The following is a 22,169-nucleotide window of genomic DNA, read 5'->3' on the forward strand; positions in this document are numbered from 1 at the left end:
GCCTCCGCTCGTCGCGGCAAGGGGCACCGGCCTCACGGCTTCGGCACCTCTTCATCGGGGGCCAGCAAGCGCGCCTCTTCTTCGAGCATGATCGGGATGCCGTCGCGGATCGGGAAGGCCAACCGGTCGGCACGACAGATCAATTCCGCGGCCGCCTGATCGTAGTAGAGCGGCCCCTTGCAGATGGGGCAGACCAAGATGTCCAGCAATCGCTTATCCATTTCGGAGCAAATCCTCGAGTCGTTGTGAAAAAGCGGCCGCGAAGCTCGCGTCCAAGCGGGCCGCAACCGGAAGATACCAGTGGTCCACCGCGGCCATTCGGGCACATTTGACGGCGTCTTTCTCGGTCATGATCACCGGGCCGCTTGGCCACCGCCGGACATCATCCGAACCGTACCGGTGGTGATCAGGGTATCGCCACTCCCGGACGATCAAACCCGCGGCACGCAACCCCTCGAAGAAACGAAGTGGGTTACCGATGCCGGCCACGGCCGTCACGGCCCGACCACGCCATGCGGCCAGGTCGGCGATCCGTTCGGGGTCGCGCAGGTTGACGACCCGGTCTCCGATCAGGTCCATCCGATAGCCGCCCGGCCAATCAGCGCCGTGGCCAACGACCATGTCCACAGTATCGACCCGTGCCGCCGGCTCGCGCAACGGCCCAGCCGGCAGACAGAGGCCGTTACCGAGGCCGCGCTGGCCATCGATGACCAGGATCTCGAGGTCGCGGGGCAGCCGGTAATGCTGAAGGCCGTCGTCGCTGAGGATGATATCGCACCCCCCACGCGCGATGAGCCAGGCTCCTGCGGCGCGGCGATCGGGACCCGCGACGACGTTCACCCCGGTGCGTCGCGCCAGCACCACGGCCTCGTCGCCGACCAGATCCGGATCACTGTCTGGCGTCACCCATTGCGGCCATCGGCGTGCCTGACCGCGATAGCCGCGGGTGAGGATCCCTGGGCGATACCCCCCTCTGAGCAGCCAATCGGCGAGCCAGATGACCAGTGGGGTCTTGCCCGTGCCACCGACCGTGAGATTACCGACGACGATGACCAGCGCCGGCAAGCGCCGCCTGGGGTCGCGACGGCCCCGATGTAGGCGCTGCCGAACCCGGACCAACCCTTCGAAGAGCCAGGATAGCGGGCGCAACGGATACCCGAGCGGGTGCCCCCGATACCAGATGTCCTCGGCGATCATTCGATGGCGCCGGCGAACTGCATCTGACGCAGACGGACATAATGACCGTCGCAGCCGAGCAGTGCTCGATGGGTCCCCTGCTCGACGATGCGGCCTTCGTGCAGCACGATGATGCGATCGGCCTGTTCGATCGTCGAGAGTCGGTGGGCAATGATCAATGTCGTACGGTTGCGCATCAGCGCATCCAGCGCGCTCTGGATGTGGCGTTCCGACTCGGAGTCGAGCGCCGAGGTCGCTTCGTCGAGGATCAGGATCGGCGCATCCTTCAGCATCGCGCGCGCAATCGCGAGTCGCTGCCGCTGACCACCGGACAGCAGTACGCCGTGATCGCCGATCCGCGTCTCGAAGCCGGCCGGCAAGGCCTGGATGAACTCCAGCGCGTGTGCCGCGGCGGCCACCCGTTCCAAGTCGGCCGTCGTCACCTCGCCGATCCGCCCATACGCGATGTTGTTCGCAACCGTATCGTTGAACAAGACGACATCCTGGCTGACCAGCGAGATCTGCGCGCGGAGGCTGGCCAGCCTCAAGTCGCCGATCTCGATCCCATCGAGCAGGATCCGCCCGGCCGTCGCATCGTAGAAGCGCGGCAATAGATTGGCCAGGGTCGTCTTGCCGCTGCCGGAACGGCCGACGAGGGCCACCGTCTCACCGGCAGCGATGGTCAGATCGATGTCTCGGAGTACCGGACCCTTGTCGTCCGAGTACCGGTGAGCAACCCCGATGTATTCGATGCGCCCCTGCGCACGGTCGAGGGTTCGCTGCCCGGTGTCCCGTTCCCGCTCACCATCGATCAATTCGAACAGACTGGCTGCGGCAACGATGCCCCGCTGCAGTTGGGAGTTGACGGCCGTCAGGCGCTTCAACGGCCCCAAGAGTAGCGCCATTGCGACGATGAAGGACATGAAGGTGCCCACGGTCATGTCCTCGCGCAACCCTTGCAAGGTCGATAGATAGACCACGATGGCAATCGCGAGCGCCGCGATCAATTGGACCACGGGCACACTGACGGCTTCGGTCGCGACCATCCGCATTTGCAGCGACCGGGTCTTTTCGTTGACCCAGCCGAAACGTTGCGACTCTTGTCCCTCCCCGCCGAAGGCCTTGACGACACGATGCCCTTCGATCACCTGCTGGGCGGTCTGAGTCAGATCGCCGATCCGCTCCTGGATGCGTTGGCTGTAACGGCGAAAACGCCCGGTTGCGAATTTGATCGACAGCGCCATCGGCGGGCCGATCAGCAAGAAGATCGCCGCCAGGGCCACGTCGACATAGACCATGAAGGCCAGCAGGCCGATCACGGTAAAGCCGTCGCGGATCAGCGTCGTCAACGCATAGGTAGCGGCCGTGGCCACGTTCTCGACGTTATAGGTCAGTTTCGCGAGGATCTGGCCCGAGCTGTTGTTGTCGTAATAACGCGTCGGCGAACGCAGCAACTGCTCGAACATCTCGCGGCGCAGGTCGGCGACGACCCGGCGACCGACCCACTTCAGGCAGTAGGTATCGACGAAGCCAGCGAGGCCGCGAATCACGAAGAGCCCGATCAACAGAAAAGGCATCATCCGCACGACATCGATGTCGCGGTCGACGAAGCTGCCGTCGAGGAGCGGCTTCATCAGGGCCGCGAAGGCCGGCTCGGTCGCCGCGAAGATCAACATGCCGACGACGGCGATCGCGAAGACCCCGCGATAGGGCATCGCATAGCCCAACAGGCGCCGATAGATCTGGCGCGCGACAGCGGAACCCGGAGCGATGGTCATGGGGCGGGATCGGCGGACGCGGGTTCTGTCGGACGCACGGCCGCGAACTGAATCCGCACCAACCCGATTCGACCCAGGACATCCAGTGCGGTCATGACCGCCTGATGCGGGGTCTGGGCATCGGCCTTGATCAGCACCGGTCGCTCGAGCGCGTCGCCGAGCACTGCGCGGACGGCACGCTCGAGATGGGCCGGCGAATCCCCATCCAGGCGTCGATCGGTGACATGGAAGGCCCCGACCCGGTCGATCTCGATCGTCAAGATATCCGGCTCCTCGACCAAGGCCGGCTCGCCCTCGGCCCGCGGCAGGTCGATCTGCAGACCCGTGTCCTCTTGGAAGGTCGTCGACACCATGAAGAAGATCAACAGCAGGAACACCACATCGATCAGCGGGGCCAGATTGATGTCAGGCGCCGCCGGACGCCGCGGCCGGAGATTCATGCGCCCACCTCGTCGTCATGCTCGCGCTCACCTTTGATGACCTCGACCAACCGCAACGCCTGCTCTTCCATGCCGATCGCCAACGCATCGACCCGGCTGTTGAAGATGCGATGAAAGATCAGACTCGGGATCGCGACCGACAGGCCCGCCGCTGTGGTGATCAACGCCTGCGAGATACCGCCGGCCAGCATCCCGGGGTGGCCGACCCCGGCGCTGACGATGACCCCGAACACCTCGATCATGCCGAACACGGTGCCGAGCAGACCTAGCAGCGGCGTCACGGCCGCGATCGTCCCCAAGGTCGTCAGGTACCGCTCCAGACCCGCGACGACCTGGCGGCCGGTATCGTGAATGGCCTCCTTCATGACCTCGCGCGAGTGATACCGATTGATCAGGCCGGCGCTCAAGATCCGACCCAACGGCGACCCTTCACGGATCTCTAGGATGCGCGCGCGCGTGAGCTGACCCGCACTGTGCCACTGCCAGATGCGTGTCACCAGACCGTCGGGCATGATGCGCGTTCGCCGCAAGGCCCAGGCCCGTTCCAGCACGATGGCGGTGGCGACGATCGAGCAGGCGATGATGGGCACCATCAGCCAGCCACCCGCTTGCATCAATTCGAGCACCGAGGGTATTCCTCTTAATAGATAGATTGAGATCACATCGGCGATGATGGCGACCAAAGCCGGTCGGCGAGGGTCGGTCGCGCGATCCTCGAGCAGCGACCGACCCGACCAGCGTGCCGCCCGCGCGCCGGGTCGCCATGATACCCGAACGGTCAACCGACAGACGAACCGAAAGACGTGCAATCGATTGCCGGGATCCCGGGCTCTCGGTAGACTTAGAGATCCACCGCGATACGAAACCGGTGGCCCGGTCGCTCCGCGACCCATCCCCTCATGGTTTCTGAGCACATCCCGGACCGACTGGTTACCGGAAGTCCTGGCATCCATCACCTGACCAGAAGATCACCGACCACTGGAGTCATCATGGCCGTCGAGCGCACCTTGTCGATCATCAAACCCAATGCCGTAGCCAAGAACGCGATCGGCGCCATCCTGTCCCGTTTCGAACAGGCCGGCCTGCGAATCGTCGCGGCCCGCATGCTGCACCTGAGCCGTGAGCAGGCCACGGCCTTCTATGCCGTCCACCGGGAACGCCCCTTTTTCGCGGAACTCGTCGAGTTCATGACCTCGGGCCCGGTCACGGTCCAGGTTCTCGAGGGCGAAGGGGCCATCGCCCTCCATCGTGAGGTGATGGGGGCGACCGACCCGGCCAAGGCCGCGCCCGGGACCATTCGCGCCGATTTTGCCGACTCGCTGACCGAAAACGCCGTACATGGCTCCGACTCGGCCGAGACCGCTGCTGCCGAGATCGCGTTCTTCTTCCCGGAGGGGGTTTGTGAACGCACCCGTTGACACGGGTTTTGGTTCTGTCCCGGCCGAGCGGATCGAGCTACTCGATCTGGACCGGCCCGGGCTCGAACGCCTCGTGCTGGGATGGGGCTTCAAGGCCTTCCACGGACGAAATCTGTTCAAGTGGATCCACAAGCACGGCGTGACCGATTTCACGGCCATGACGGACCTGCCCATTGCGTTGCGTGAGCGGCTCGCCGCGAGCGGTCGAGTCGCGCCACCGCGGGTCACGCGCCAACTCCCCTCCTCCGATGGAACCATCAAGTGGTTGATCGAGGTGGAGGGAGGGCAGCACATCGAGACCGTGCTGATACCCGAGAACGATCGCCGCACCCTGTGCATATCGTCGCAAGTGGGTTGCGCCCTCGAGTGCGCCTTCTGCGCGACGGGCCGCCAGGGCTTCAACCGGAACCTGCGGGTCTCCGAGATCATCGGCCAGGTGTGGCTGGCTACGCGCCACCTGGGTGCGCCGCCATCGAACATCGTATTGATGGGCATGGGCGAGCCGCTCGCGAACTTCGATGCGGTCGTCACGGCGACGGCCATGATGCAGGATGATTTGGGTTACATGGTCTCCCGGCACCGGGTCACCCTCAGCACCTCGGGTCTGGTGCCCCAGATCCACCGATTGCGGGAGGTCGCCGATGTCGCCCTGGCCGTGTCGTTGCACGCGCCGAACGATCGGCTGCGCGACGAACTGGTCCCGATCAATCGCAAGTACCCGCTCGCCGAGTTGATCCCGGCCTGCCGCGCCTATGTCGCCGCCGACAAGCGCCGCCGGATCACTTGGGAATATGTGATGCTCGACGGCGTCAATGACCGACTCGAACACGCCAAACAACTGATTCGATTGCTCGAGGGAACGCCGTCGAAGGTCAACCTGATTCCTTTCAACCCATTTCCGGGAAGCGATTTCCAAACCTCCCCGCCCGAGCGGGTCGAGGCCTTCCGCTTCCGCTTGATCCGGTCCGGGATCGTCACGACGACGCGCAAGACCCGCGGCGATGAGATCGCCGCCGCCTGCGGCCAATTGGTGGGACGGGTTCTCGATCGCACGCGCCGCTCGGCGAGTCGCCCCGCGCCGACGGTCGGGGTCCACCGATGAGGAACGCGGTGCGCCTGATCGCGATGGCCGCTCTGTCGGTCCTGCTCGGGGCCTGCGCCAGCACCGGCGACACCGTGGATGACGGGGTGACACGGTTCACCACGCAACAGCGGGAAAGCCCCGGGGACCTCTATGTGGCCCTGGCCGCCGAGTATTATCGGATGGGCCAGATGGAGGCCGCATTGGAGCGCGCGCAGCGGGCGCTACAGATCGACAATCGCAACGGACGCGCACACTATTTGATGGCACTGATCCTGCAGAGCATCGGCGAGGATACCTCTGCGGCGAGACACTTCGAACAGGCGATCAGCCTCGAGCCGCAAAACGGCGACTTCCGGAATGCCTGGGGCGCCTTCCTGTGCCGGCAAGGTCGCTACGCGGAGGCCGATGCCCAGTTCACGGAGGCCCTCGCCAATCCGTTGTTCGCCGCACCCGCCGTGACCCTGACCAATGCTGCGGTCTGTGCGATCAACAGCGGAGACCCGACCAAGGGCGAAGGCTATCTGCGCCAGGCCTTGGCCCGCGAACCAAATTTCGCCCCAGCCCTCCTGCGGATGGCCGAGATCGAATACCAGCGCGGCGACCACCGCACCGCCCGCGGCTATCTCGAGCGGCTCATGCAGACGGGTCCGGTGACACCCCAGGCCCTGCTGCTCGGCGTGCGTGTCGAACGGGCGCTCGGTAACCGGCAAGGTGCGCAAACCTATGCTCAATACCTGCGCCAGGCTTTTCCCGAGGCTCCCGAGAACAACGAACTGCGATCGCTATGAAGGATCACCAAGCCTTTTTTCCGGACACCGATGCTGCTGCGCTGCCCGACCAGGCCGGACCAGGGCGTCGACTGCGACAAGCCCGCGAGGCTCATGGGCTGACTCGCGAACAGGTCGCCGCGGATCTGCACCTGAAGCTGTCGCTCGTCGCGGCCCTCGAACAGGACCGTTTCGAGGATCTTCCCGGCCAGGTCTTCGTCACCGGTTACCTGCGCAACTACGCCCGTCTCCTCGGTCTCGACTCGGAGCCGCTGATCCAAGCCTATCGTGCCGTGCATCGCCCGACCGAATCACCCGTTCGGCGACGGGTCACCGGCGCTTCACGCCGCCAAATCGGAAGCGGACACCTGATCATCCGCTTGATCAGTGCCACGCTCGCGATCGGGATCGTGACCCTGCTGCTCTTGTGGTGGCAGAACAGTCATATACCGATCGGATTCCATGAGACGGCCGAGATCCAGGACGAGGCCACCCTAACGATATCGGACCGCGCGATGGACGACGACGTCCTGATCGGTCCGGCACCGGCGATCGACGATGGTCTCCTGACCAGCCCGGCACCGGCCTCGCCGATCCCCGACGAATTGGTCGAGTCTCGTCTGGAGTCGGACTCGCTCGCGGCAGCCACGGTCGACGAGGAACCCAGGGCACCGGCGCCAGACGAGACGGCGCTGGACCAGGACCGGATGAACCGCGCGGCGCCGATCGAGCCCTCCGAAGCCACGACAAGCCGCGTCGAGCTCGCCTTCGATGGTCCCTGCTGGGTCGATATTCGCGATGCGACACGCGAGTTCAAGCTCTTCGGTGAGATGGCCAAGGGTGATCACCGCGTCCTGGAGGGGACCCCGCCTTGGTCGATGATCATCGGCAACGCCGCGGCCGTGACCATCCGGATCGATGGCGAGCCGTTCGACCTGGCCAGCCGCGCGCGCGGCAACGTCGCCCGCTTCACCCTCGACCCAACGACCAACCAGTGACCGATCGACGAGCGACCAACGACACGATGAGCAAGAACATTCAGGCGATTCGGGGCATGCATGACTTGCTCCCGACGCACAGTCCCCTTTGGCAGCGACTCGAAGACGGTGCACGTGAAGTGCTCGAAGGATACGGCTACCAGGAGATCCGCACCCCCTTGGTCGAGGTCACGGAACTGTTCAAGCGGTCGATCGGCGAGGTCACCGACATCGTCGAGAAGGAGATGTACAGCTTCACCGACCGCAATGGCGACAGCCTGAGCCTGCGCCCCGAAGGCACGGCCAGTTGTGTGCGCGCGGCCATCGAGCACGGCCTGCTGGCGCAGCCGCAACGCCTCTGGTATCGCGGCCCCATGTTCCGCCATGAGCGCCCGCAGCGCGGCCGCTATCGTCAGTTCCATCAAATCGGCGTCGAGGTCTTCGGGTTGGACGGCCCCGATATCGATCTGGAGGTGATCCTGTTGACCCGTCGCCTATGGCGCGCGCTCGGCATCGACGGACTGCGACTGGAGATCAACACCCTCGGCGACGCACCCGAGCGCGCGGCTTATCGTGATGCGCTGACGGCCTACCTCGGTCGTCACCTCGACCAGCTCGATGAGGACAGCCGCAAGCGGCTGCACACCAATCCGCTGCGGATCTTGGATTCGAAGGATCCACGAACACAGGCTGTCGTCGCCGATGCGCCGCGACTGATCGACCACCTCGGCGGCACATCACGCGATCACTTCGCCGCGCTGTGCGCCGGCCTAGACGAGGCCGGACTCGACTACGAACAGAATCCTCGGCTGGTGCGCGGACTCGACTACTACAACCGAACCGTGTTCGAATGGACCACCGACGACCTCGGCGCACAAGGGACGGTCTGCGCTGGTGGGCGCTACGACGGCCTGGTCGAACAGCTTGGTGGCCGTGCAACACCGGCCGTCGGCTTCGCGCTGGGTGTCGAACGGGCGGTCGCTTTGCTCGAGCAACGCGATGATCCGGCCGCACCATCGCTTGATGCCTACCTGGTTGCGGTCGGCGATGCGGCGCAGGCGCGCGCGATCCAGATCGCCGAAGACCTGCGGGATGCCCTTCCTGGGATGCGGCTGATGTGCCATTGCGGTGGCGGCAGCTTCAAGAGCCAGTTCAAGAAGGCCGACCGCAGCGGCGCCCAACTCGCGCTGGTGCTCGGCGAGGCCGAGTTGGCCCAGGGGCTGATCGGCGTCAAGCCGCTGCGCGGCACCGGCGAGCAGGAAACCATCGCGATCCGGGATCTGCCCAAGCGTCTGAAGCGTCTAGACTGATGCGCCGCTGCACCCGTCGCGCGGGTCCGGCAACCTGAATCCGCTCATCGAAACCAATACCAACAGTTGGAGAGATCCGTGGCCCGGTACGAAACCGACGAAGAAAAGGTCGAAGCCCTGAAGCGCTGGTGGAAGGAAAACAGCACCGCGGTGATCCTCGGCGTCGTCGTCGGTGTCGGCGCGATCGTCGGCTGGCGCGTCTGGGATGGCTATCAGGAAAACCGCGCCCAGTCCGCATCGGCCGTCTTCGAGCAACTGCTGATGACCGTCGACGCCGGCATCGATCCCGCGGCGGCCTTGGCGCTGACCGAGCGACTCGCCGCCGATTATCGGCCAACCCCCTATGCCGCGTTCGGCTTGCTCGTCAAGGCGCGCGTGGCACTGGAACAAGGCGAGATCGACGAGGCCCAGGGGGCCCTGGAAGGGGCCATCGACGCCGCCCGCGACCCCGCGTTGGCCCGCGTCGCCGCGTTGCGACTGGCGCGCCTGCTCGTATCCGTACAGGATCACGACAGGGCCCTCGCCGTCATCGAGCAGCATGATGACCAGGGCTCTTTCAGCGGTGAGTTCGCCGCGCTGCGTGGCGATATCGCCGTTGCGCGGGGCGACATCGAACAGGCCCGCGCGGCCTATCGGCTTGCCCTCGCCGTCGGCGTCAGTCAAACCCAACTGATCGAGATCAAGCTCGCGGATCTGCCGGAGCCGGGCTAAGGTAATGATTCCAGAATAAGCGGTACCACATCGGGCTCCGATGTCGGGATGCGCTGCGCTTTCCCGACCTACGATTGCGCCGATTATTCTTGAACCGATACGAAGGTGCTGGCTGTCGAATCATGCACCAGCTCGCGTTGGTCGGCCGCCGTCCACAGAGGTTTACCCCGTTGATCGATTTACCCTATCGCTGGCACCCGCCGATCTCCGTCGGCACCCGCTGGGGCCTTGTCGGCCTGCTGCTGGTCGCACTCGGTGGATGCGGCAGCTTGCCATGGCTCGGCCGCGAGAAGGATCCGAACCCGCCCTCGCCGCTGCCTTCGTTCACGCCCGAGGCCGAGTTCGCCATCCAATGGCGCCAGGACGTCGGCCGCGGCAGCGACGGACGCCGGCTGCGCCTGGTCCCGGCGCTGTCCGATGGTCGCCTCTATACTGCCGATGCGCGTGGTCAGGTCACGGCCATCCAAGCCGCGGACGGTCGCCTCCTGTGGCGCCGCGATCTGAAACGACCCTTCAGCGGCGGGCCGGACGCCCACGGCGACCGGCTCGTGATCGGTTCGACGAAGGGTGAACTGCTGGCGCTGACGACTGACGACGGCTCGGAACTCTGGCGCGCGCAAGTTACCAGCGAGATCCTCTCGATCCCGCGCCTGACCGACGACATGGTCGTCGTGCACACCCTCGACGACCATGTTCTGGGCTTCGACGCCGCATCGGGCGACGAACGCTGGCGTTTTACCAGCCAGGCACCGGTTCTGATCCTGCGCGGCAGCAGCAGCCCGGTGATCGTCCCATCGGGCGCCATCGTCGGTTTGTCCGGGGGGCGGCTGATCAAACTGGATCTCGAAGAAGGCGCCCCGCTGTGGACCGTGCGGGTGACCATGCCGACGGGGCGCTCCGAACTGGAGCGGATCACCGATATCGACGCCGATCCGATCGTCGTCGGCGAGACCCTCTATGTCGGCACCTTCAACGGCGACCTGGCCGCGGTCGACGTCGCATCCGGGGCCGTCCTCTGGCGCCGCACCCTCTCGATCTATTCGGGCCTGATCGCCGACCGCGATGCGATCTACGTGACCGATGCGCAAGACCATGTGTGGGCGGCCGAGCCCGATTCCGGAGCGGGCCAATGGCGCCAGGATCAGCTCGCCCATCGCCAATTGAGCCCCCCCGCGTTGCTCGGTGATTGGATCATCGTCGGCGACTTCGAGGGCTATCTGCATGCCCTGGCACGCGAGGATGGCCGGCTCGTCGCTCGCCTGCGCGTCGGCCGCGGGCCTATCAGGGCCCGGCCGCTGGCCGTCGATGGCCGTCTCTACGTGTTCGGCGATGATGGCACGCTCGCCGCCCTGACGCTCGGCACCGCAGGACGACCCGAACGACCCGCGGGCACTGCCACGCAGGACTCGACGACCCGTTCGACGAGCGACGACGGCAACACGGCCAGGTAGAACCACTATGCTTCCCGTCCTAGCGCTCGTCGGCCGCCCGAACGTCGGCAAATCGACGCTGTTCAACCGCCTTACGCGCAGCCGCGACGCGCTGGTGGCCGATATCCCCGGCCTGACCCGCGACCGTCAGTACGGCATCGGGCGAATCGGGCCTGGCCCTTACCTGGTGATCGACACCGGCGGGCTCGACGGCGGTGGAGACCAGCTGGTTGCCCTGATGGCCGGCCAGGTTCAGAAGGCGATCGACGAGGCCGATCACATCTTGTTTCTCGTCGATGCCCACGACGGGCTCCTGCCGGACGATATCGAGATCGCGTCACGCCTGCGTCGCGAGGGCAAGCCCTTGACCCTGGTCGTGAACAAGACCGATCAGCGTGACCCGCTGATGGCCATCGCCGATTTCCATCAGCTGGGACTGGGCGAGCCCCTGCCGATTGCCGCGGTCCAGGGCCGCGGCGTCACCGCCTTGATCGAGCAGGTGCTTGCCGCGCATCCAACCACCGATGAGGCCGCGGCACCCGATGCCGACGACGGGCGCATCCAGGTCGCGATCGTCGGCCGGCCGAACGCCGGGAAGTCGACGCTGATCAACCGGCTGCTCGGCGAGGAGCGGGTCGTGACCTACGATAGCCCCGGCACCACCCGCGACAGCATCCATATCCCGTTCGACCATTTCGGACGGGGCTACACCTTGATCGACACCGCCGGCGTGCGGCGCCGTGCACGGGTCCATGACCCGATCGAAAAATTCAGCATCATCAAGACGCTGCAAGCGATCGCCGAATGCCATGTGGTGATCCTCGTGCTCGATGCCCGAGCCGGTATCGGCGATCACGACGCGACCCTCGCCGGGCATATTCTCGATAGCGGCCGGGCACTCGTCGTTGCCGTCAACAAATGGGATGGCTTGACCCCGGAGATGCGCGGATCGGTCAAGAGCGACCTTGCGCGCAAGCTCGCCTTCCTCGATTTCGCCGCCTACCACTATGTGTCCGCCTTGCACGGCAGCGGTGTCGGCCTGCTGCTCGACGAGGTCGATCGTGTCCATGCCAATGCGACCCGCGATCTTCCGACACCCGAGCTTACCCGGTTGCTCGAGGCCGCGGTCGCCGAACACCAGCCGCCGCTCGTCCATGGCCGCCGCATCAAGCTGCGCTACGCCCACCAAGGGGGGCGCAACCCACCGCTGATCGTGATCCACGGCAGCCAGACCGACGCGGTCCCCGACAGCTACCGCCGTTACCTGACCAACCGCTTCCGGCGCGCGCTCGACCTGCAAGGTACCCCGCTCCGCATCGAATTCCGCACCGGCGCCAACCCCTTTGCCGGCCGCCGCAACAAACTGACGCCCAGCCAGATCAAGAAGCGCCGGCGCCTGCGCGACTTCGTCAACCGGCGCCGATAGCCTCCGGCGTCAGCACGGAGCTGGGACCGGCGAACAGTCTCGCAAGGCCCCCGGGCCTTTGCCCAGGATCGACCCGCCCTCCCCTAACGACCGCATCAGCCCGCCTGGTGCGATCGCCGCACTTCCCGCCGGGCCACCGCCGGGCTCGCAGCAAGACGGCGCCGCGATCCCGGTCTCGGCTCGCCGTATGCGGTCGCCCCATCGCAACAAGGTGCGGAAGAAACCTCGCTTTCAGTCGCGCACGGCCTCATTCAGGTATCGTTCACGTCACCGGTGTTACAAGGCGCTTACCGTTTCACGACAGAGAGATCCGTTGCTCATCATCGGGTCGCGAGGAGACGAACCATGTTGTCCAAAGCCGTCCATGACTTCGGGACTTCGGTGCGGATCGCCCTGTACTCCCATGACACCATGGGGCTCGGCCATATCCGGCGCAATCTCCTCATCGCCGAGGCGCTGGCACGCTCGTCGCTGCGGGCGAGCACCCTGATCATCGCGGGTATCCATGAGGCGGGCGCCTTCACGATGCCGCGGGGTGGAGATTGCCTGACGCTGCCCGCCTACCGGAAAGACCGCCATGGGGACTATGCGCCGCGTTCGCTCTCGATGCCGACCACCGACCTGATAGCCCTGCGCTCGCAGGTGATTGGAACCGCTCTGAAGAACTTCGCCCCCGATTTGTTCATCGTCGATAACGTCCCACGCGGCGCGCTCGGTGAACTGACGCCGGTTCTCGAGCACATGCGGGACCTGGGAAGGACCCGCTGCGTGCTCGGTCTGCGGGACATTCTCGACGCGCCGGAGCGGGTCCTGGACCAGTGGCAACGCCTGGACAATGAGGCGGCCATCCGGGATCACTACGAGGCCGTCTGGGTTTATGGCGACCCCAACATCTACGACGCGATCGAGGAATACGCCTTCCCGTCCGATCTGGCCGCGAAAACCACCTTCACCGGTTACCTCGACCCCACGGCTCGCCTGATTCCCAGCGACAGCGACACCGACCTGTTCGCTTGCCTCCCAAGGGACCTGCGACAAAAGGGTTTTACGCTGTGCATGATCGGCGGCGGCCAGGACGGACTGGCCGTCGCTCAGGCGTTCGCTCAGGCAGACCTGCCAGCCGATGAATACGGGGTGATCGTCACCGGTCCCTTCCTGCCAGCCCTCCAAAAGCAACGCCTGCTGGAGCTGGTCGCCGGCAATCCACGCATTCGGGTACTGGAGTTCCTGCCCGAACCGATGCACCTGATGCGACAGGCCCGGCGGGTCATCGCCATGGGGGGATACAACACCGTCCAGGAGATCCTCTGCCTCGGCAAACCTGCGCTGCTTGTGCCGCGCGACCGGCCACGGCACGAGCAGACCATCCGTGCCCAGCGCCTGCGCGAACGGGGCATGCTCGACTTCGTCGCTGTACAAGAGTGCAGACCACGGACGCTGTCGGCCTGGCTCCATCATGTGGCGACTGCTCCGCTGCCTGCACCGCGCCAGACGCTCGACCGCGATGGTCTCAAACGCCTGCCCACGCTGGCCGCCACCCTGATCGGCGGCCAGCCCATGTATCGGAATCGGACCATCCCCGCGCCATCCACCGGGTGGGCAGGAGGACGGCGTTATGTTGCTGCCTAAGAACCTGCGCGTCGGGTATGTCGTCAAGCGCTACCCGCGTTATTCGGAAACCTTCATCGTCAACGAGATCCTACAACACGAGGAGGCCGGGCTCCCGATCGACATCTTCGCCTTGCGGCCGGTCCTGGAAAGCCACTTTCAGGACGTGCTGGCCGCGGTCCGCGCGCCCGTGAGCTACATCCCGGACAAGGTTTCCAAGGCCACGAGCCTCTGGGAGGCGATCAACGCGGCGCGACGCGGATTACCGGATTTCTGGACGGCCCTCGACGAACTGGGGGACATCGATGCCGAGGATCTCCTGCAGGCGATCGACCTGGCCCTGCGCGCGCGGGAGCGCGGCGTGACCCATTTCCACGCCCATTTCGGCACCGTGGCCGCAACCGTGACCCGCCTGGCCGCGCGTTTCGCCCGGATTCCCTACACGCTCACGCTGCACGCGAAGGATATCTACCACGTCAGCGTCGATCCGGCGCGCATGCGCGAGAAACTGCGCGACGCCGCTTGTGTGATGACCGTCACGGATTACAACCAACGTTATCTGGCTGCGGCCTACGAGCACGCGGCACCCAAGATCATCCGCCTCTATAACGGCCTGAATCTGGAGCGCTTTAACTTTAGGCCACCGACTCGAACCGGTCGCGAAATCCTCGCTGTCGGCCGTCTCGTCGAGAAGAAAGGCTTCGATGTCTTGATCGACGCCTGCGGGATTCTCAGGGACCGGGGCATCGCCTTTTCGTGCCGGATCGTCGGCGAGGGGGTCGAGCGCGCCACTCTCAGTGCCCGAATCGGGCAACTGAATCTCGGTGCCAAGGTCCGCCTGGTGGGGCCGCAGCCCCATGCCGAACTGATCGAAACCTTCCGCGAGGCGGCGGTCGTCGCCGCACCATGCGTCATCGGCGCCGACGGCGACCGCGATGGCCTGCCGACGGTGCTGCTGGAGGCCATGGCCCTCGGGATCCCCTGCGTCGCCACCGACGTCACAGGGATCCCCGAACTGGTGCGCGACGGCGATACCGGTCTGTGCGTGCCGCAGCGCGATCCGCGCGCCTTGGCCGATGCCCTCGAACGTCTGCTGGATGATACCGACCTGGGTATCGATCTCGCGGCCCGCGCCCGATGTGTGATCGAGCAGGATTTCGACATCCGCCGCAACGCCGCGCAGTTGCGGGAATGGTTTGCGGCGGCGCACGAAACAACGGCCGGCCAACGCGAGGATGCCTGACATGTGGCGGGTCGCTTATGTCTGTGCCGATCCAGGCGTGCCGGTATTCGGCACCAAAGGGGCCTCGATTCATGTGCAAGAGGTCGTCCGGGCGCTGCGGCGCGCCGGGGCCGAGGTCACGCTGTTCGCCACGCGGGTGGGCGGCGCCCCCCCTGCCGACCTGCGCGGGATCGCCGTCCAGCTGCTCCCGGGGTTGCCCTCCGGCGAGCCGGCCGTTCGCGAGCAAGCGGCACTGGCCGCCAACCAGGCACTGCGCGCGGCTCTGACCGCGCGTGGACCCTTCGACCTGATCTACGAGCGCTACGCGCTCTGGAGTCACGCCGGCATGGACCACGCGCGCGAAGCGGGTACGCCGGGCCTTCTCGAGGTCAACGCCCCACTGATCGAGGAGCAGGCCCGGCATCGTGCCCTCGTCCATCGCGACGCCGCCGAGCGGGTCGCCGCGCGCGCCTTCACCGCCGCCGATGCCCTGGTTGCGGTATCCACCGGCGTGGCCGCCTATCTAGCGACCTATCCCGGTCTTGAAAGGCGCATCCATATGATCCCCAACGGCGTCGACCCGTTACGTTTCCCCGCCGCGCGCTTCGCGCGACGACCGCCAGCGCGCGAGGACGGCACCTTCACGGTCGGCTTCGTGGGTACGTTGAAGCCCTGGCACGGCCTCGAGATCTTGATGGACGCCTTCGCCCGGCTGCACGCCCGCCATCCGGACTGCCGGCTCCTGATCGTCGGCGAGGGTCCCGAACGTCGGAAGATCGAGGCAACCCTCGAGGACAGGAGGATCGGCTTCGCGGCACGCCTGACCGGGGCCGTGGCCCCGGACCAGGTACCGGAATACCTGGCGGCGATGGACGTCGGCCTCGCGCCCTATCCGGAGCTGCCGGATTTCTATTTCTCACCGTTGAAGGTCTATGAGTACATGGCGGCCGCCTTGCCGGTGGTGGCCAGCCGCGTCGGCGATCTGGACCAAATCGTCCAACCCGAGATCACCGGGCTGCTTTGCCCCCCGGGCGATCCAGCCGCGCTGACAGCGATGCTCGAGCGTCTGCGCGCCGACGCCCCGTTGCGCCGACGTTTGGGCAATGCGGCACGCGCCCGGGCACTGTCCGAATACAGCTGGGATACCGTCGTCACGCGCATCCTGGATCTGGCGGGCCGCGGATCGTCCCGCACCAGCGAACACCGGGCTGCAAAGCTGGCATGACGCGCCGAAAACGGCCAACCACGCTGCCCGAAGCGCTGCCGGGCCTCGGCCGCATCCTGCGCCGTTTTTGGCCCTACCTCCGCAAGCACCTCCTGTTGATCGCCGGGGCCATGCTCGCCCTGTTCGCCAGCATCGGCGCCCGATTGCTGGAACCCTGGCCGCTGAAGTTCGTGATCGACCGCGTGGTGGTCGATGCGCCCGCCGGTGGCGCTTCGGGATGGGCCTGGGTCGATGGCTTGGACCCCATGACGCTGCTGACCTATGCGGCGCTCGCCATGTTGCTGATCGTCGCCGCGCGCGGTGTGGGATCCTACCTCAGCACCATCAGTTTCGCGTTGGTCGGCAATAAGGTGTTGACTGAGGTTCGCGAGGATCTCTATCGCCATCTGCAGCGGCTTTCACTAGGGTTTCACCACAAGGCGAAGACCGGCGATCTGACCATTCGGATCATCGGCGATATCGGGATGTTGAAAGAGACCACGGTGACGGCGATTCTGCCGTTGCTAGCAAACGTGCTGGTGCTCGGCGGCATGGTGGGCATCATGTTGTGGCTGAACTGGCAGTTGGCGCTGATCGCCCTGTTGCCCATGCCGTTGCTCTGGTTGACCAGCGTCAAGGTCGGCCGCCGGATTCAAGAGGTCAGCCGCAAGCAACGCCAGCGCGAGGGTGCGATGGCATCAACCGCCGCGGAATCCATGACGGCGATTCGGGACATCCAGGCTTTGTCGTTGGAGAAGACCTTCGAGAAGGCCTTCACCAGCGAGAGCAGGAAAAGCCTGAAGGAGGGCGTCAAGGCCAAGCGACTCGCGGCCGGACTCGAGCGCACGGTCGATGTGCTGATCGGCCTGTCTTCGGCCCTTGTACTCTGGTTTGGCGCCCGATTGGTGCTGGCCGGTGCTCTGACCCCGGGTGATCTGATTGTGTTTCTTGCGTACCTAAAGAACATCTTCCGCCCGATTCGCGAGTTTGCCAAGTACACCGGTCGGTTAGCCAAAGCCACCGCTGCCGGGGAGCGGGTCGTCGATCTACTGGAACAAACCGCCGAGATTCAGGACCTGCCGAACGCCCGGCCCGCGCCGCCGTTCGTCGGGGCCGTCCAGTTCGATCAGGTCAGTTTCGCATACGAACCGGGCCAGCCGGTCTTGAACCAGATCGACCTGTGTGTCGCGCCAGGGGAGCGGGTCGCGGTGGTCGGCCCCTCCGGGATGGGGAAATCCACGCTGGTCAGCCTGCTGCTGCGCCTTCATGATCCGCGCGAAGGTCGCGTGCTCGTCGACGGCGTCGATATCCGCGAGTACCGTCTCGACTCGTTGCGCGCCCAGATCAGCATCGTGCTGTCCGATAGCCTGCTGTTCGCGGCCAGCGTACGGGACAACATCGGCTATGGGGCGCCCGACGCCAGCACCGAGCAGATCGAACGCGCCGCGCGTCTGGCCAACGCCCATGCGTTTATCACCGCCCTGCCGAACGGCTACGATACCCTCTTGGGCGAGCGCGGCGTGACGCTGTCGAGCGGCCAGCGGCAACGGATTGCGATTGCCCGGGCGGCCCTGCGTCGCGGTCCGATCCTGATCCTCGACGAGCCCACCAGCGGCCTCGACCGCGACAACGAACGGGCGGTGATCGAAGCCCTGGAGAACCTTTCCCGGGGTCGCACCGTATTGATGATCACCCATGATCTCGAACTCGCGGCACGTGCCGACCGAATCCTCTATTTGGAGGCCGGCGGGCTCTCTGAACAGGGTGCCCACGCCGAATTGCTCGGCCGGGGTGGTCGCTATGCCGCCCTGTTCCGGGCGCGCGCCGAACAGCCCCGCCCGAGCCCCGTTCCGGAGACCTCCAATGCTGTCGAATCCTGACCGTCGCATCGTCGCCCAGGATCGCAACCTGCCAGGATTGGCTCTGCTGCTCGACGAACATCACGCGTTGAGCCTGTTTCGCACCGCATGGCCACAGCATCGGCTACAGAGGCTCGCCACCACCTACCTGCGTTACAAACCGGGCGTTCGATGCCTGGCCGGCTACCTCGGTCATACTCGGGATGGTCCGATGCTATGGCACGCCAAGGCCTACACCGCCGACGAGTACACCAATGTCCGCGACGCCGCCGCGCGGGCCTCATCCGACGGAAGCGCTTCCGCACCCGCCCTGCTCGATGACCAGTGCATCGCGGCATGGCATTTCCCCACCGACCGAAAGCTGGTCGGGTTGTCCGACCTCGCATCCGCCGAGCCGCGCGCGCGATGGCTGCGCGAGCAATTGCCCGATAAGACTGCTTTATGGCGGGCTCGCCTCGAGACGCTGCGCTACAAACCCGAACGCCGCTACGTCGGCAAGCTGACGACGGGCGTCCGCGATGAAGCGCTGGCCAAGGTTTACGACCAGCGAGACTTCGAGAATGCATGGCGGGCCGCCAAGACCATCCAGACCTGGACGGTTCGGGAGCCTTTGATCGTCGCCCGACCGCTCGGACGATCCAAGCGTCGACGGTTCATCGTCAGTCAGTGGCTGGCCGGCGAACCCTTGAGCGAGCTCCTGCTCGGTGCCGATTGCTCGGCGGATCGTCTGTGCGAGATCGGCGCGGCGCTCGCCGAATTCCATCGGCAAGTGCCCGACCATCTCGAGCGGGTCGCCCGTGAACACGAGGCCATGGCGGTGCTGGCCGCCGCCAACGCCGCCGCCTGGCTATGCCCGGATCTGGCCCCGAGATTGCGCCGGTTGGCCCCGCGGATCGCCGCGGAGTTGTTGGCGGCACCCGCCGAACAGCGTCCCATCCACGGCGACTTCTCCGCCGATCAGATCTTGGTGGCTGCCCACGGCATCGGCATCATCGACTACGACCGAACGCGAGTAGGGGATCCGGCCGCCGATTTCGGAACCTTCATCGCCCAGTTGGAGCGCAACGAGGTCTGCGGGACGCTACCGGTTGGACGGGCCGGAGAGGTCGCCGAAGCCCTGAACGACGGCTATTGCCGTCAGGCTCGATGCGCCCAGCCCTCGAAGACGGATCTATACGTCGCCGCCGGATTGCTGCGGCTGGCACCGCATGGGTTCCGCAACCGCCTGGTGGATTGGCCGGTCCATATCGAGCACCTATTGCAACGAGCAGAACGGTTTTTCCGCGTGTATTCCCGGAACGAGCAGATCGCCATACCCATCGGAGCAGGAGAGAGGTTCGGCGCATGACGGCCATCGTGAGCGATCCGAACGGCGCCCTCGGCGATCTGGCCATGCCCATGTTGCGGCTGGCGCTGCAACCTGAGTACATGGTGCGACGCCTTCGGGAGTGCCTGCCCCTTGTCCGCCAACTCGCCACCGGTGACGAGCCCATCCGACTACGAGCGATCCATGTGCGCCGACATAAGCCGGGACGACGCTGCCTGATCGAATACGAGTTGATCGATGCCGGACCCCGCGGCGGCGAGACGCGATTGACCCTGCTCGGCAAGGTCCGGGCCAAAGGGCTGGATCACCGCAGCTACGCGGTTCAGGAGGCGTTGTGGCGGACTGGGTTCGGCCCGCCGAGCGAGGACCGGATCGGCGTGCCCGAACCGCTCGGCCTTCTGCCGGATCTGGCGATGTGGCTGCAACGCAAGGTTCCCGGCCAACCGGTGACGGAGTCGTTGACCGGTCCGGATGGTGCCGCGCTAGCGGTGCGGATCGCCGGTGCGCTCCACAAGTTGCAACGCTCCAGCGCTCCGGTGAATCGCCGTCACACCCTGACCGATGAGCTGTCCATCCTGCGCCAGCAGCTTGGGCTGGTGGCCAAGGCGCATCCGGCATGGGCCGTCCGTATTCAGCGCGTGCTGGCAGCGTGCGAGCGCCTGGGCGCCGCCATCGGGCCCGGCCCGTTTGTCCCCAGCCACCGGGATTTCTACCCTGATAACCTGCTGGTGGATCGTGAATGGCTGCATCTGGTCGACCTCGACCTGTGCTGCGAGGCCGATCCGGGGCTGGACATGGGCAACTTCATCGGCCATGTGACCGAGCTCAGCCTGCGGACCCGCCAGGACCCCGAGGCGCTGGCGGATCTCGAACAAACCCTGGAAGACGAATTCTTGCGCCTCGCGGGCGTGGCGTCCCGCACCGCGATTCGGGCCTACGCCACGCTGACGCTGGTCCGGCATATCGCCATCAGCGCCCGGATCCCCGAGCGGCGTCGCTGGACACCCGCAGTGCTCGAACTATCCGAGCGGCGGCTCGGGATCGTGGCGCGTTGAGCCATAGATCCTGGCCCCGCCAGAGATCGGCGGTTCAGCGGTCGTTCGTGGCGGAGCCGATACGCTCGCGCAAGCCACTTCGAGCGCCACGCGTGGTCGGCACCCGTCTTCGCGGCAACTTCCCGGATCCAAGTGCAGCCATCAGAACCGCTCGGAGCTGCGCAACCGCTCCAGCATGCGCTGACGGAAGGCCTCACGCGAAGGCTCCACATCGGACCACGGCTCCAGTATCTCCCCCGCCGCTCGACGGTGCGGGGTCAAGCGCTCCGATGGCCGCGATGGGACAAGCCGTTCGTCGAACTCGAAGCGGCCGCTATCGGCGCTCCCCGAGGGTACGCCAGTGGACCCGCGTTGGATACTGATGTCGGTGTTCTGACCATCGCGGGTGATGACCTTCTGCCCGTCCCGGTAGACACTCACCTGCGACTGGCTGGGGCCGGCCCCATGCTGCTCGATCACGGTCGTCGAACCGCCCGAGTGATGGGTCTGCGCCAGCGCGGCGGCGGTGATCAGGCTGAGCCCCAGGGCTGAACCGATCATCCACCAGTGCCGATGGCGCGAGCAGTGATTTCGCATCGTCATGGGCAGGGCTCCCGAATCAGAGGGTCAAAGTCGAGGGCCAGGTCGTCCCGACCCTCGTTTACGGCCGACGGAGCGGCTATTGGCCGCGATGGCGGTCGGGGTAGCGCAGCGCCTCGTATTGGTATTGCCGGACCTTGTTGTTGTTGACCTCGCCGCTCTGAGCCGTCTGCGCCCAGTTGGACTGACCGGCCTGGACCGTGCGATTGAAGTTGCGCTGACAGTCTTGCTCGACCACCGAGCGGTTCACCCGCTCGTTCTGAATACTGACATTGAAGCAAGGACTGTGGGCCGGGTCGCGCGCGGGCTCGCCCTGGACCAGGGGGGCCGCGGCGAGCAGCGTCGCGACGAGGGAGAAACCTAGTGCTTTCATGGCGTGGATCCTGATGGCTGTTGGCGGTTTAGCCGGCACCCGGCCTGCGGGTACCGGCCCTCGGCTCAATCGCGGTCGCGGCCCCGCTGGCCGCCGCGGTCGGACAAGCTGCGCTGATCGGTCAGGTTGTAGTTCATCTGGCCGAACTGGCCGGTCTGATTCCAATTCTCCTCGCCGCGCTGACGGGTGCGGTTGGCATTGTCGCGGCCTTCCTGGTAGGTCGCATTGTCATTGAGCGCGCCGCGCTGATAGGTGTCATTGGTGTTGATGCGCCCTTCCTGGATCGTGGTATTCACGTTGGTCCCGGCGGCGAGGGGGCCGGCGAGCGTGGCAAGGGCGGCGGCCAGGGTGAGCGGCAGGAACTTGGCGGTCGTCTTCATAGTATCGGCCTCTTGAGTCAGTGAAGATCGTCGGGTTGGGGGAGC

22 protein-coding genes are annotated in these 22,169 nt (G+C 65.8%); 14 read left to right on the top strand and 8 right to left on the bottom strand.

What is annotated here, in order from left to right:
• Positions 1 to 32: 32 nt before the first annotated feature.
• From ABC977_RS08560 to ABC977_RS08580, 5 genes are read right to left on the bottom strand one after another with little or no spacing between them, the layout of a single operon-like run.
• On the bottom strand, positions 33 to 221 hold the full coding sequence (locus ABC977_RS08560; RefSeq protein WP_369666831.1) for a Trm112 family protein: 189 nt from the start codon (positions 219 to 221) through the stop codon (positions 33 to 35).
• Complete coding sequence (lpxK, locus tag ABC977_RS08565; protein ID WP_369666832.1) at positions 214 to 1,197, bottom strand: tetraacyldisaccharide 4'-kinase; 984 nt, start codon at positions 1,195 to 1,197, stop codon at positions 214 to 216. The genes ABC977_RS08560 and lpxK overlap by 8 nt, the downstream gene beginning before the upstream one ends.
• A complete protein-coding gene (gene msbA / locus ABC977_RS08570; RefSeq protein ID WP_369666833.1) occupies positions 1,194 to 2,954 on the bottom strand; it encodes a lipid A export permease/ATP-binding protein MsbA in 1,761 nt (586 codons plus the stop codon). Before msbA ends, lpxK begins: the two co-directional genes overlap by 4 nt.
• A complete protein-coding gene (locus ABC977_RS08575; protein ID WP_369666834.1) occupies positions 2,951 to 3,394 on the bottom strand; it encodes an ExbD/TolR family protein in 444 nt (147 codons plus the stop codon). Before ABC977_RS08575 ends, msbA begins: the two co-directional genes overlap by 4 nt.
• A complete protein-coding gene (locus ABC977_RS08580) occupies positions 3,391 to 4,020 on the bottom strand; it encodes a MotA/TolQ/ExbB proton channel family protein (RefSeq protein ID WP_369666835.1) in 630 nt (209 codons plus the stop codon). The genes ABC977_RS08575 and ABC977_RS08580 overlap by 4 nt, the downstream gene beginning before the upstream one ends.
• A gap of 363 nt (positions 4,021 to 4,383) precedes the next feature.
• On the opposite strand from ABC977_RS08580, the gene ndk reads away from it, so the two are divergent.
• The 14 genes from ndk to ABC977_RS08650 all read left to right on the top strand — a co-directional run bounded on the left by ndk (position 4,384) and on the right by ABC977_RS08650 (position 20,792).
• Positions 4,384 to 4,812, top strand: a complete 429-nt coding sequence (gene ndk, locus ABC977_RS08585; RefSeq protein WP_369666873.1) for a nucleoside-diphosphate kinase — start codon at positions 4,384 to 4,386, stop codon at positions 4,810 to 4,812.
• Positions 4,796 to 5,914, top strand: coding sequence for a dual-specificity RNA methyltransferase RlmN (gene rlmN, locus ABC977_RS08590; protein ID WP_369666836.1), 1,119 nt, complete (start codon positions 4,796 to 4,798; stop codon positions 5,912 to 5,914). Before ndk ends, rlmN begins: the two co-directional genes overlap by 17 nt.
• Complete coding sequence (gene pilW, locus ABC977_RS08595; protein WP_369666837.1) at positions 5,911 to 6,684, top strand: type IV pilus biogenesis/stability protein PilW; 774 nt, start codon at positions 5,911 to 5,913, stop codon at positions 6,682 to 6,684. Before rlmN ends, pilW begins: the two co-directional genes overlap by 4 nt.
• Positions 6,681 to 7,661, top strand: coding sequence for a RodZ domain-containing protein (locus ABC977_RS08600; protein WP_369666838.1), 981 nt, complete (start codon positions 6,681 to 6,683; stop codon positions 7,659 to 7,661). Before pilW ends, ABC977_RS08600 begins: the two co-directional genes overlap by 4 nt.
• Before the next feature lie 26 nt (positions 7,662 to 7,687).
• A complete protein-coding gene (gene hisS, locus ABC977_RS08605) occupies positions 7,688 to 8,950 on the top strand; it encodes a histidine--tRNA ligase (protein WP_369666839.1) in 1,263 nt (420 codons plus the stop codon).
• A 78-nt stretch (positions 8,951 to 9,028) separates the two neighbouring features.
• A complete protein-coding gene (locus tag ABC977_RS08610) occupies positions 9,029 to 9,661 on the top strand; it encodes a YfgM family protein (protein WP_369666840.1) in 633 nt (210 codons plus the stop codon).
• 170 nt (positions 9,662 to 9,831) lie between these two features.
• Positions 9,832 to 11,112: an outer membrane protein assembly factor BamB gene (bamB, locus tag ABC977_RS08615; protein WP_369666841.1), complete on the top strand. Its 1,281-nt coding sequence runs from the start codon at positions 9,832 to 9,834 to the stop codon at positions 11,110 to 11,112.
• 7 nt (positions 11,113 to 11,119) lie between these two features.
• Positions 11,120 to 12,517 (top strand): ribosome biogenesis GTPase Der, encoded by a 1,398-nt coding sequence (gene der, locus ABC977_RS08620; RefSeq protein ID WP_369666842.1) that lies wholly within the window; start codon positions 11,120 to 11,122, stop codon positions 12,515 to 12,517.
• Between the two features lie 345 nt (positions 12,518 to 12,862).
• Positions 12,863 to 14,146, top strand: a complete 1,284-nt coding sequence (locus ABC977_RS08625) for a glycosyltransferase family protein (protein WP_369666843.1) — start codon at positions 12,863 to 12,865, stop codon at positions 14,144 to 14,146.
• Entirely contained in the window at positions 14,133 to 15,368 is a 1,236-nt protein-coding gene (locus ABC977_RS08630; protein WP_369666844.1) for a glycosyltransferase family 4 protein, read from the top strand. The genes ABC977_RS08625 and ABC977_RS08630 overlap by 14 nt, the downstream gene beginning before the upstream one ends.
• A gap of 1 nt (position 15,369) precedes the next feature.
• The gene (locus ABC977_RS08635; RefSeq protein WP_369666845.1) at positions 15,370 to 16,572 is read left to right on the top strand and encodes a glycosyltransferase family 4 protein; all 1,203 of its coding nucleotides are present in this window, start codon (positions 15,370 to 15,372) and stop codon (positions 16,570 to 16,572) included.
• Positions 16,569 to 18,431 (top strand): ABC transporter ATP-binding protein, encoded by a 1,863-nt coding sequence (locus tag ABC977_RS08640; protein ID WP_369666846.1) that lies wholly within the window; start codon positions 16,569 to 16,571, stop codon positions 18,429 to 18,431. The genes ABC977_RS08635 and ABC977_RS08640 overlap by 4 nt, the downstream gene beginning before the upstream one ends.
• Complete coding sequence (locus ABC977_RS08645) at positions 18,415 to 19,758, top strand: aminoglycoside phosphotransferase family protein (RefSeq protein ID WP_369666847.1); 1,344 nt, start codon at positions 18,415 to 18,417, stop codon at positions 19,756 to 19,758. Before ABC977_RS08640 ends, ABC977_RS08645 begins: the two co-directional genes overlap by 17 nt.
• The gene (locus ABC977_RS08650; protein WP_369666848.1) at positions 19,755 to 20,792 is read left to right on the top strand and encodes a phosphotransferase; all 1,038 of its coding nucleotides are present in this window, start codon (positions 19,755 to 19,757) and stop codon (positions 20,790 to 20,792) included. Before ABC977_RS08645 ends, ABC977_RS08650 begins: the two co-directional genes overlap by 4 nt.
• Positions 20,793 to 20,933: 141 nt before the next feature.
• On the opposite strand, the gene ABC977_RS08655 is transcribed toward ABC977_RS08650, so the two are convergent.
• The 3 genes from ABC977_RS08655 to ABC977_RS08665 all read right to left on the bottom strand — a co-directional run bounded on the left by ABC977_RS08655 (position 20,934) and on the right by ABC977_RS08665 (position 22,124).
• A complete protein-coding gene (locus tag ABC977_RS08655) occupies positions 20,934 to 21,374 on the bottom strand; it encodes a hypothetical protein (protein ID WP_369666849.1) in 441 nt (146 codons plus the stop codon).
• Between the two features lie 76 nt (positions 21,375 to 21,450).
• Positions 21,451 to 21,744: a hypothetical protein gene (locus tag ABC977_RS08660; RefSeq protein WP_369666850.1), complete on the bottom strand. Its 294-nt coding sequence runs from the start codon at positions 21,742 to 21,744 to the stop codon at positions 21,451 to 21,453.
• Positions 21,745 to 21,809: 65 nt separating this feature from the next.
• Positions 21,810 to 22,124 carry a hypothetical protein gene (locus ABC977_RS08665; protein WP_369666851.1) on the bottom strand — a complete coding sequence of 105 codons (315 nt, stop codon included), beginning with the start codon at positions 22,122 to 22,124 and terminating at the stop codon, positions 21,810 to 21,812.
• Positions 22,125 to 22,169 lie beyond the last annotated feature (45 nt).

Origin of the sequence: Thioalkalicoccus limnaeus (assembly GCF_041197575.1) — a bacterium.
Lineage (GTDB): Bacteria > Pseudomonadota > Gammaproteobacteria > Chromatiales > Chromatiaceae > Thioalkalicoccus > Thioalkalicoccus limnaeus.

Bases quoted from the DNA above. Each gene is read 5' to 3' on its own strand.
- pilW (WP_369666837.1), top strand. From the start codon at position 5,911: ATGAGGAACGCGGTGCGCCTGATCGCGATGGCCGCTCTGTCGGTCCTG.
- msbA (WP_369666833.1), bottom strand. From the start codon at position 2,954: ATGACCATCGCTCCGGGTTCCGCTGTCGCGCGCCAGATCTATCGGCGC.
- ABC977_RS08575 (WP_369666834.1), bottom strand. From the start codon at position 3,394: ATGAATCTCCGGCCGCGGCGTCCGGCGGCGCCTGACATCAATCTGGCC.
- ABC977_RS08655 (WP_369666849.1), bottom strand. From the start codon at position 21,374: ATGACGATGCGAAATCACTGCTCGCGCCATCGGCACTGGTGGATGATC.
- ABC977_RS08625 (WP_369666843.1), top strand. From the start codon at position 12,863: ATGTTGTCCAAAGCCGTCCATGACTTCGGGACTTCGGTGCGGATCGCC.
- ABC977_RS08665 (WP_369666851.1), bottom strand. From the start codon at position 22,124: ATGAAGACGACCGCCAAGTTCCTGCCGCTCACCCTGGCCGCCGCCCTT.
- ABC977_RS08560 (WP_369666831.1), bottom strand. From the start codon at position 221: ATGGATAAGCGATTGCTGGACATCTTGGTCTGCCCCATCTGCAAGGGG.
- ABC977_RS08600 (WP_369666838.1), top strand. From the start codon at position 6,681: ATGAAGGATCACCAAGCCTTTTTTCCGGACACCGATGCTGCTGCGCTG.
- hisS (WP_369666839.1), top strand. From the start codon at position 7,688: ATGAGCAAGAACATTCAGGCGATTCGGGGCATGCATGACTTGCTCCCG.
- ABC977_RS08635 (WP_369666845.1), top strand. From the start codon at position 15,370: ATGTGGCGGGTCGCTTATGTCTGTGCCGATCCAGGCGTGCCGGTATTC.
- ABC977_RS08660 (WP_369666850.1), bottom strand. From the start codon at position 21,744: ATGAAAGCACTAGGTTTCTCCCTCGTCGCGACGCTGCTCGCCGCGGCC.
- der (WP_369666842.1), top strand. From the start codon at position 11,120: ATGCTTCCCGTCCTAGCGCTCGTCGGCCGCCCGAACGTCGGCAAATCG.
- ABC977_RS08650 (WP_369666848.1), top strand. From the start codon at position 19,755: ATGACGGCCATCGTGAGCGATCCGAACGGCGCCCTCGGCGATCTGGCC.
- ndk (WP_369666873.1), top strand. From the start codon at position 4,384: ATGGCCGTCGAGCGCACCTTGTCGATCATCAAACCCAATGCCGTAGCC.
- ABC977_RS08630 (WP_369666844.1), top strand. From the start codon at position 14,133: ATGTTGCTGCCTAAGAACCTGCGCGTCGGGTATGTCGTCAAGCGCTAC.
- ABC977_RS08645 (WP_369666847.1), top strand. From the start codon at position 18,415: ATGCTGTCGAATCCTGACCGTCGCATCGTCGCCCAGGATCGCAACCTG.
- lpxK (WP_369666832.1), bottom strand. From the start codon at position 1,197: ATGATCGCCGAGGACATCTGGTATCGGGGGCACCCGCTCGGGTATCCG.
- ABC977_RS08640 (WP_369666846.1), top strand. From the start codon at position 16,569: ATGACGCGCCGAAAACGGCCAACCACGCTGCCCGAAGCGCTGCCGGGC.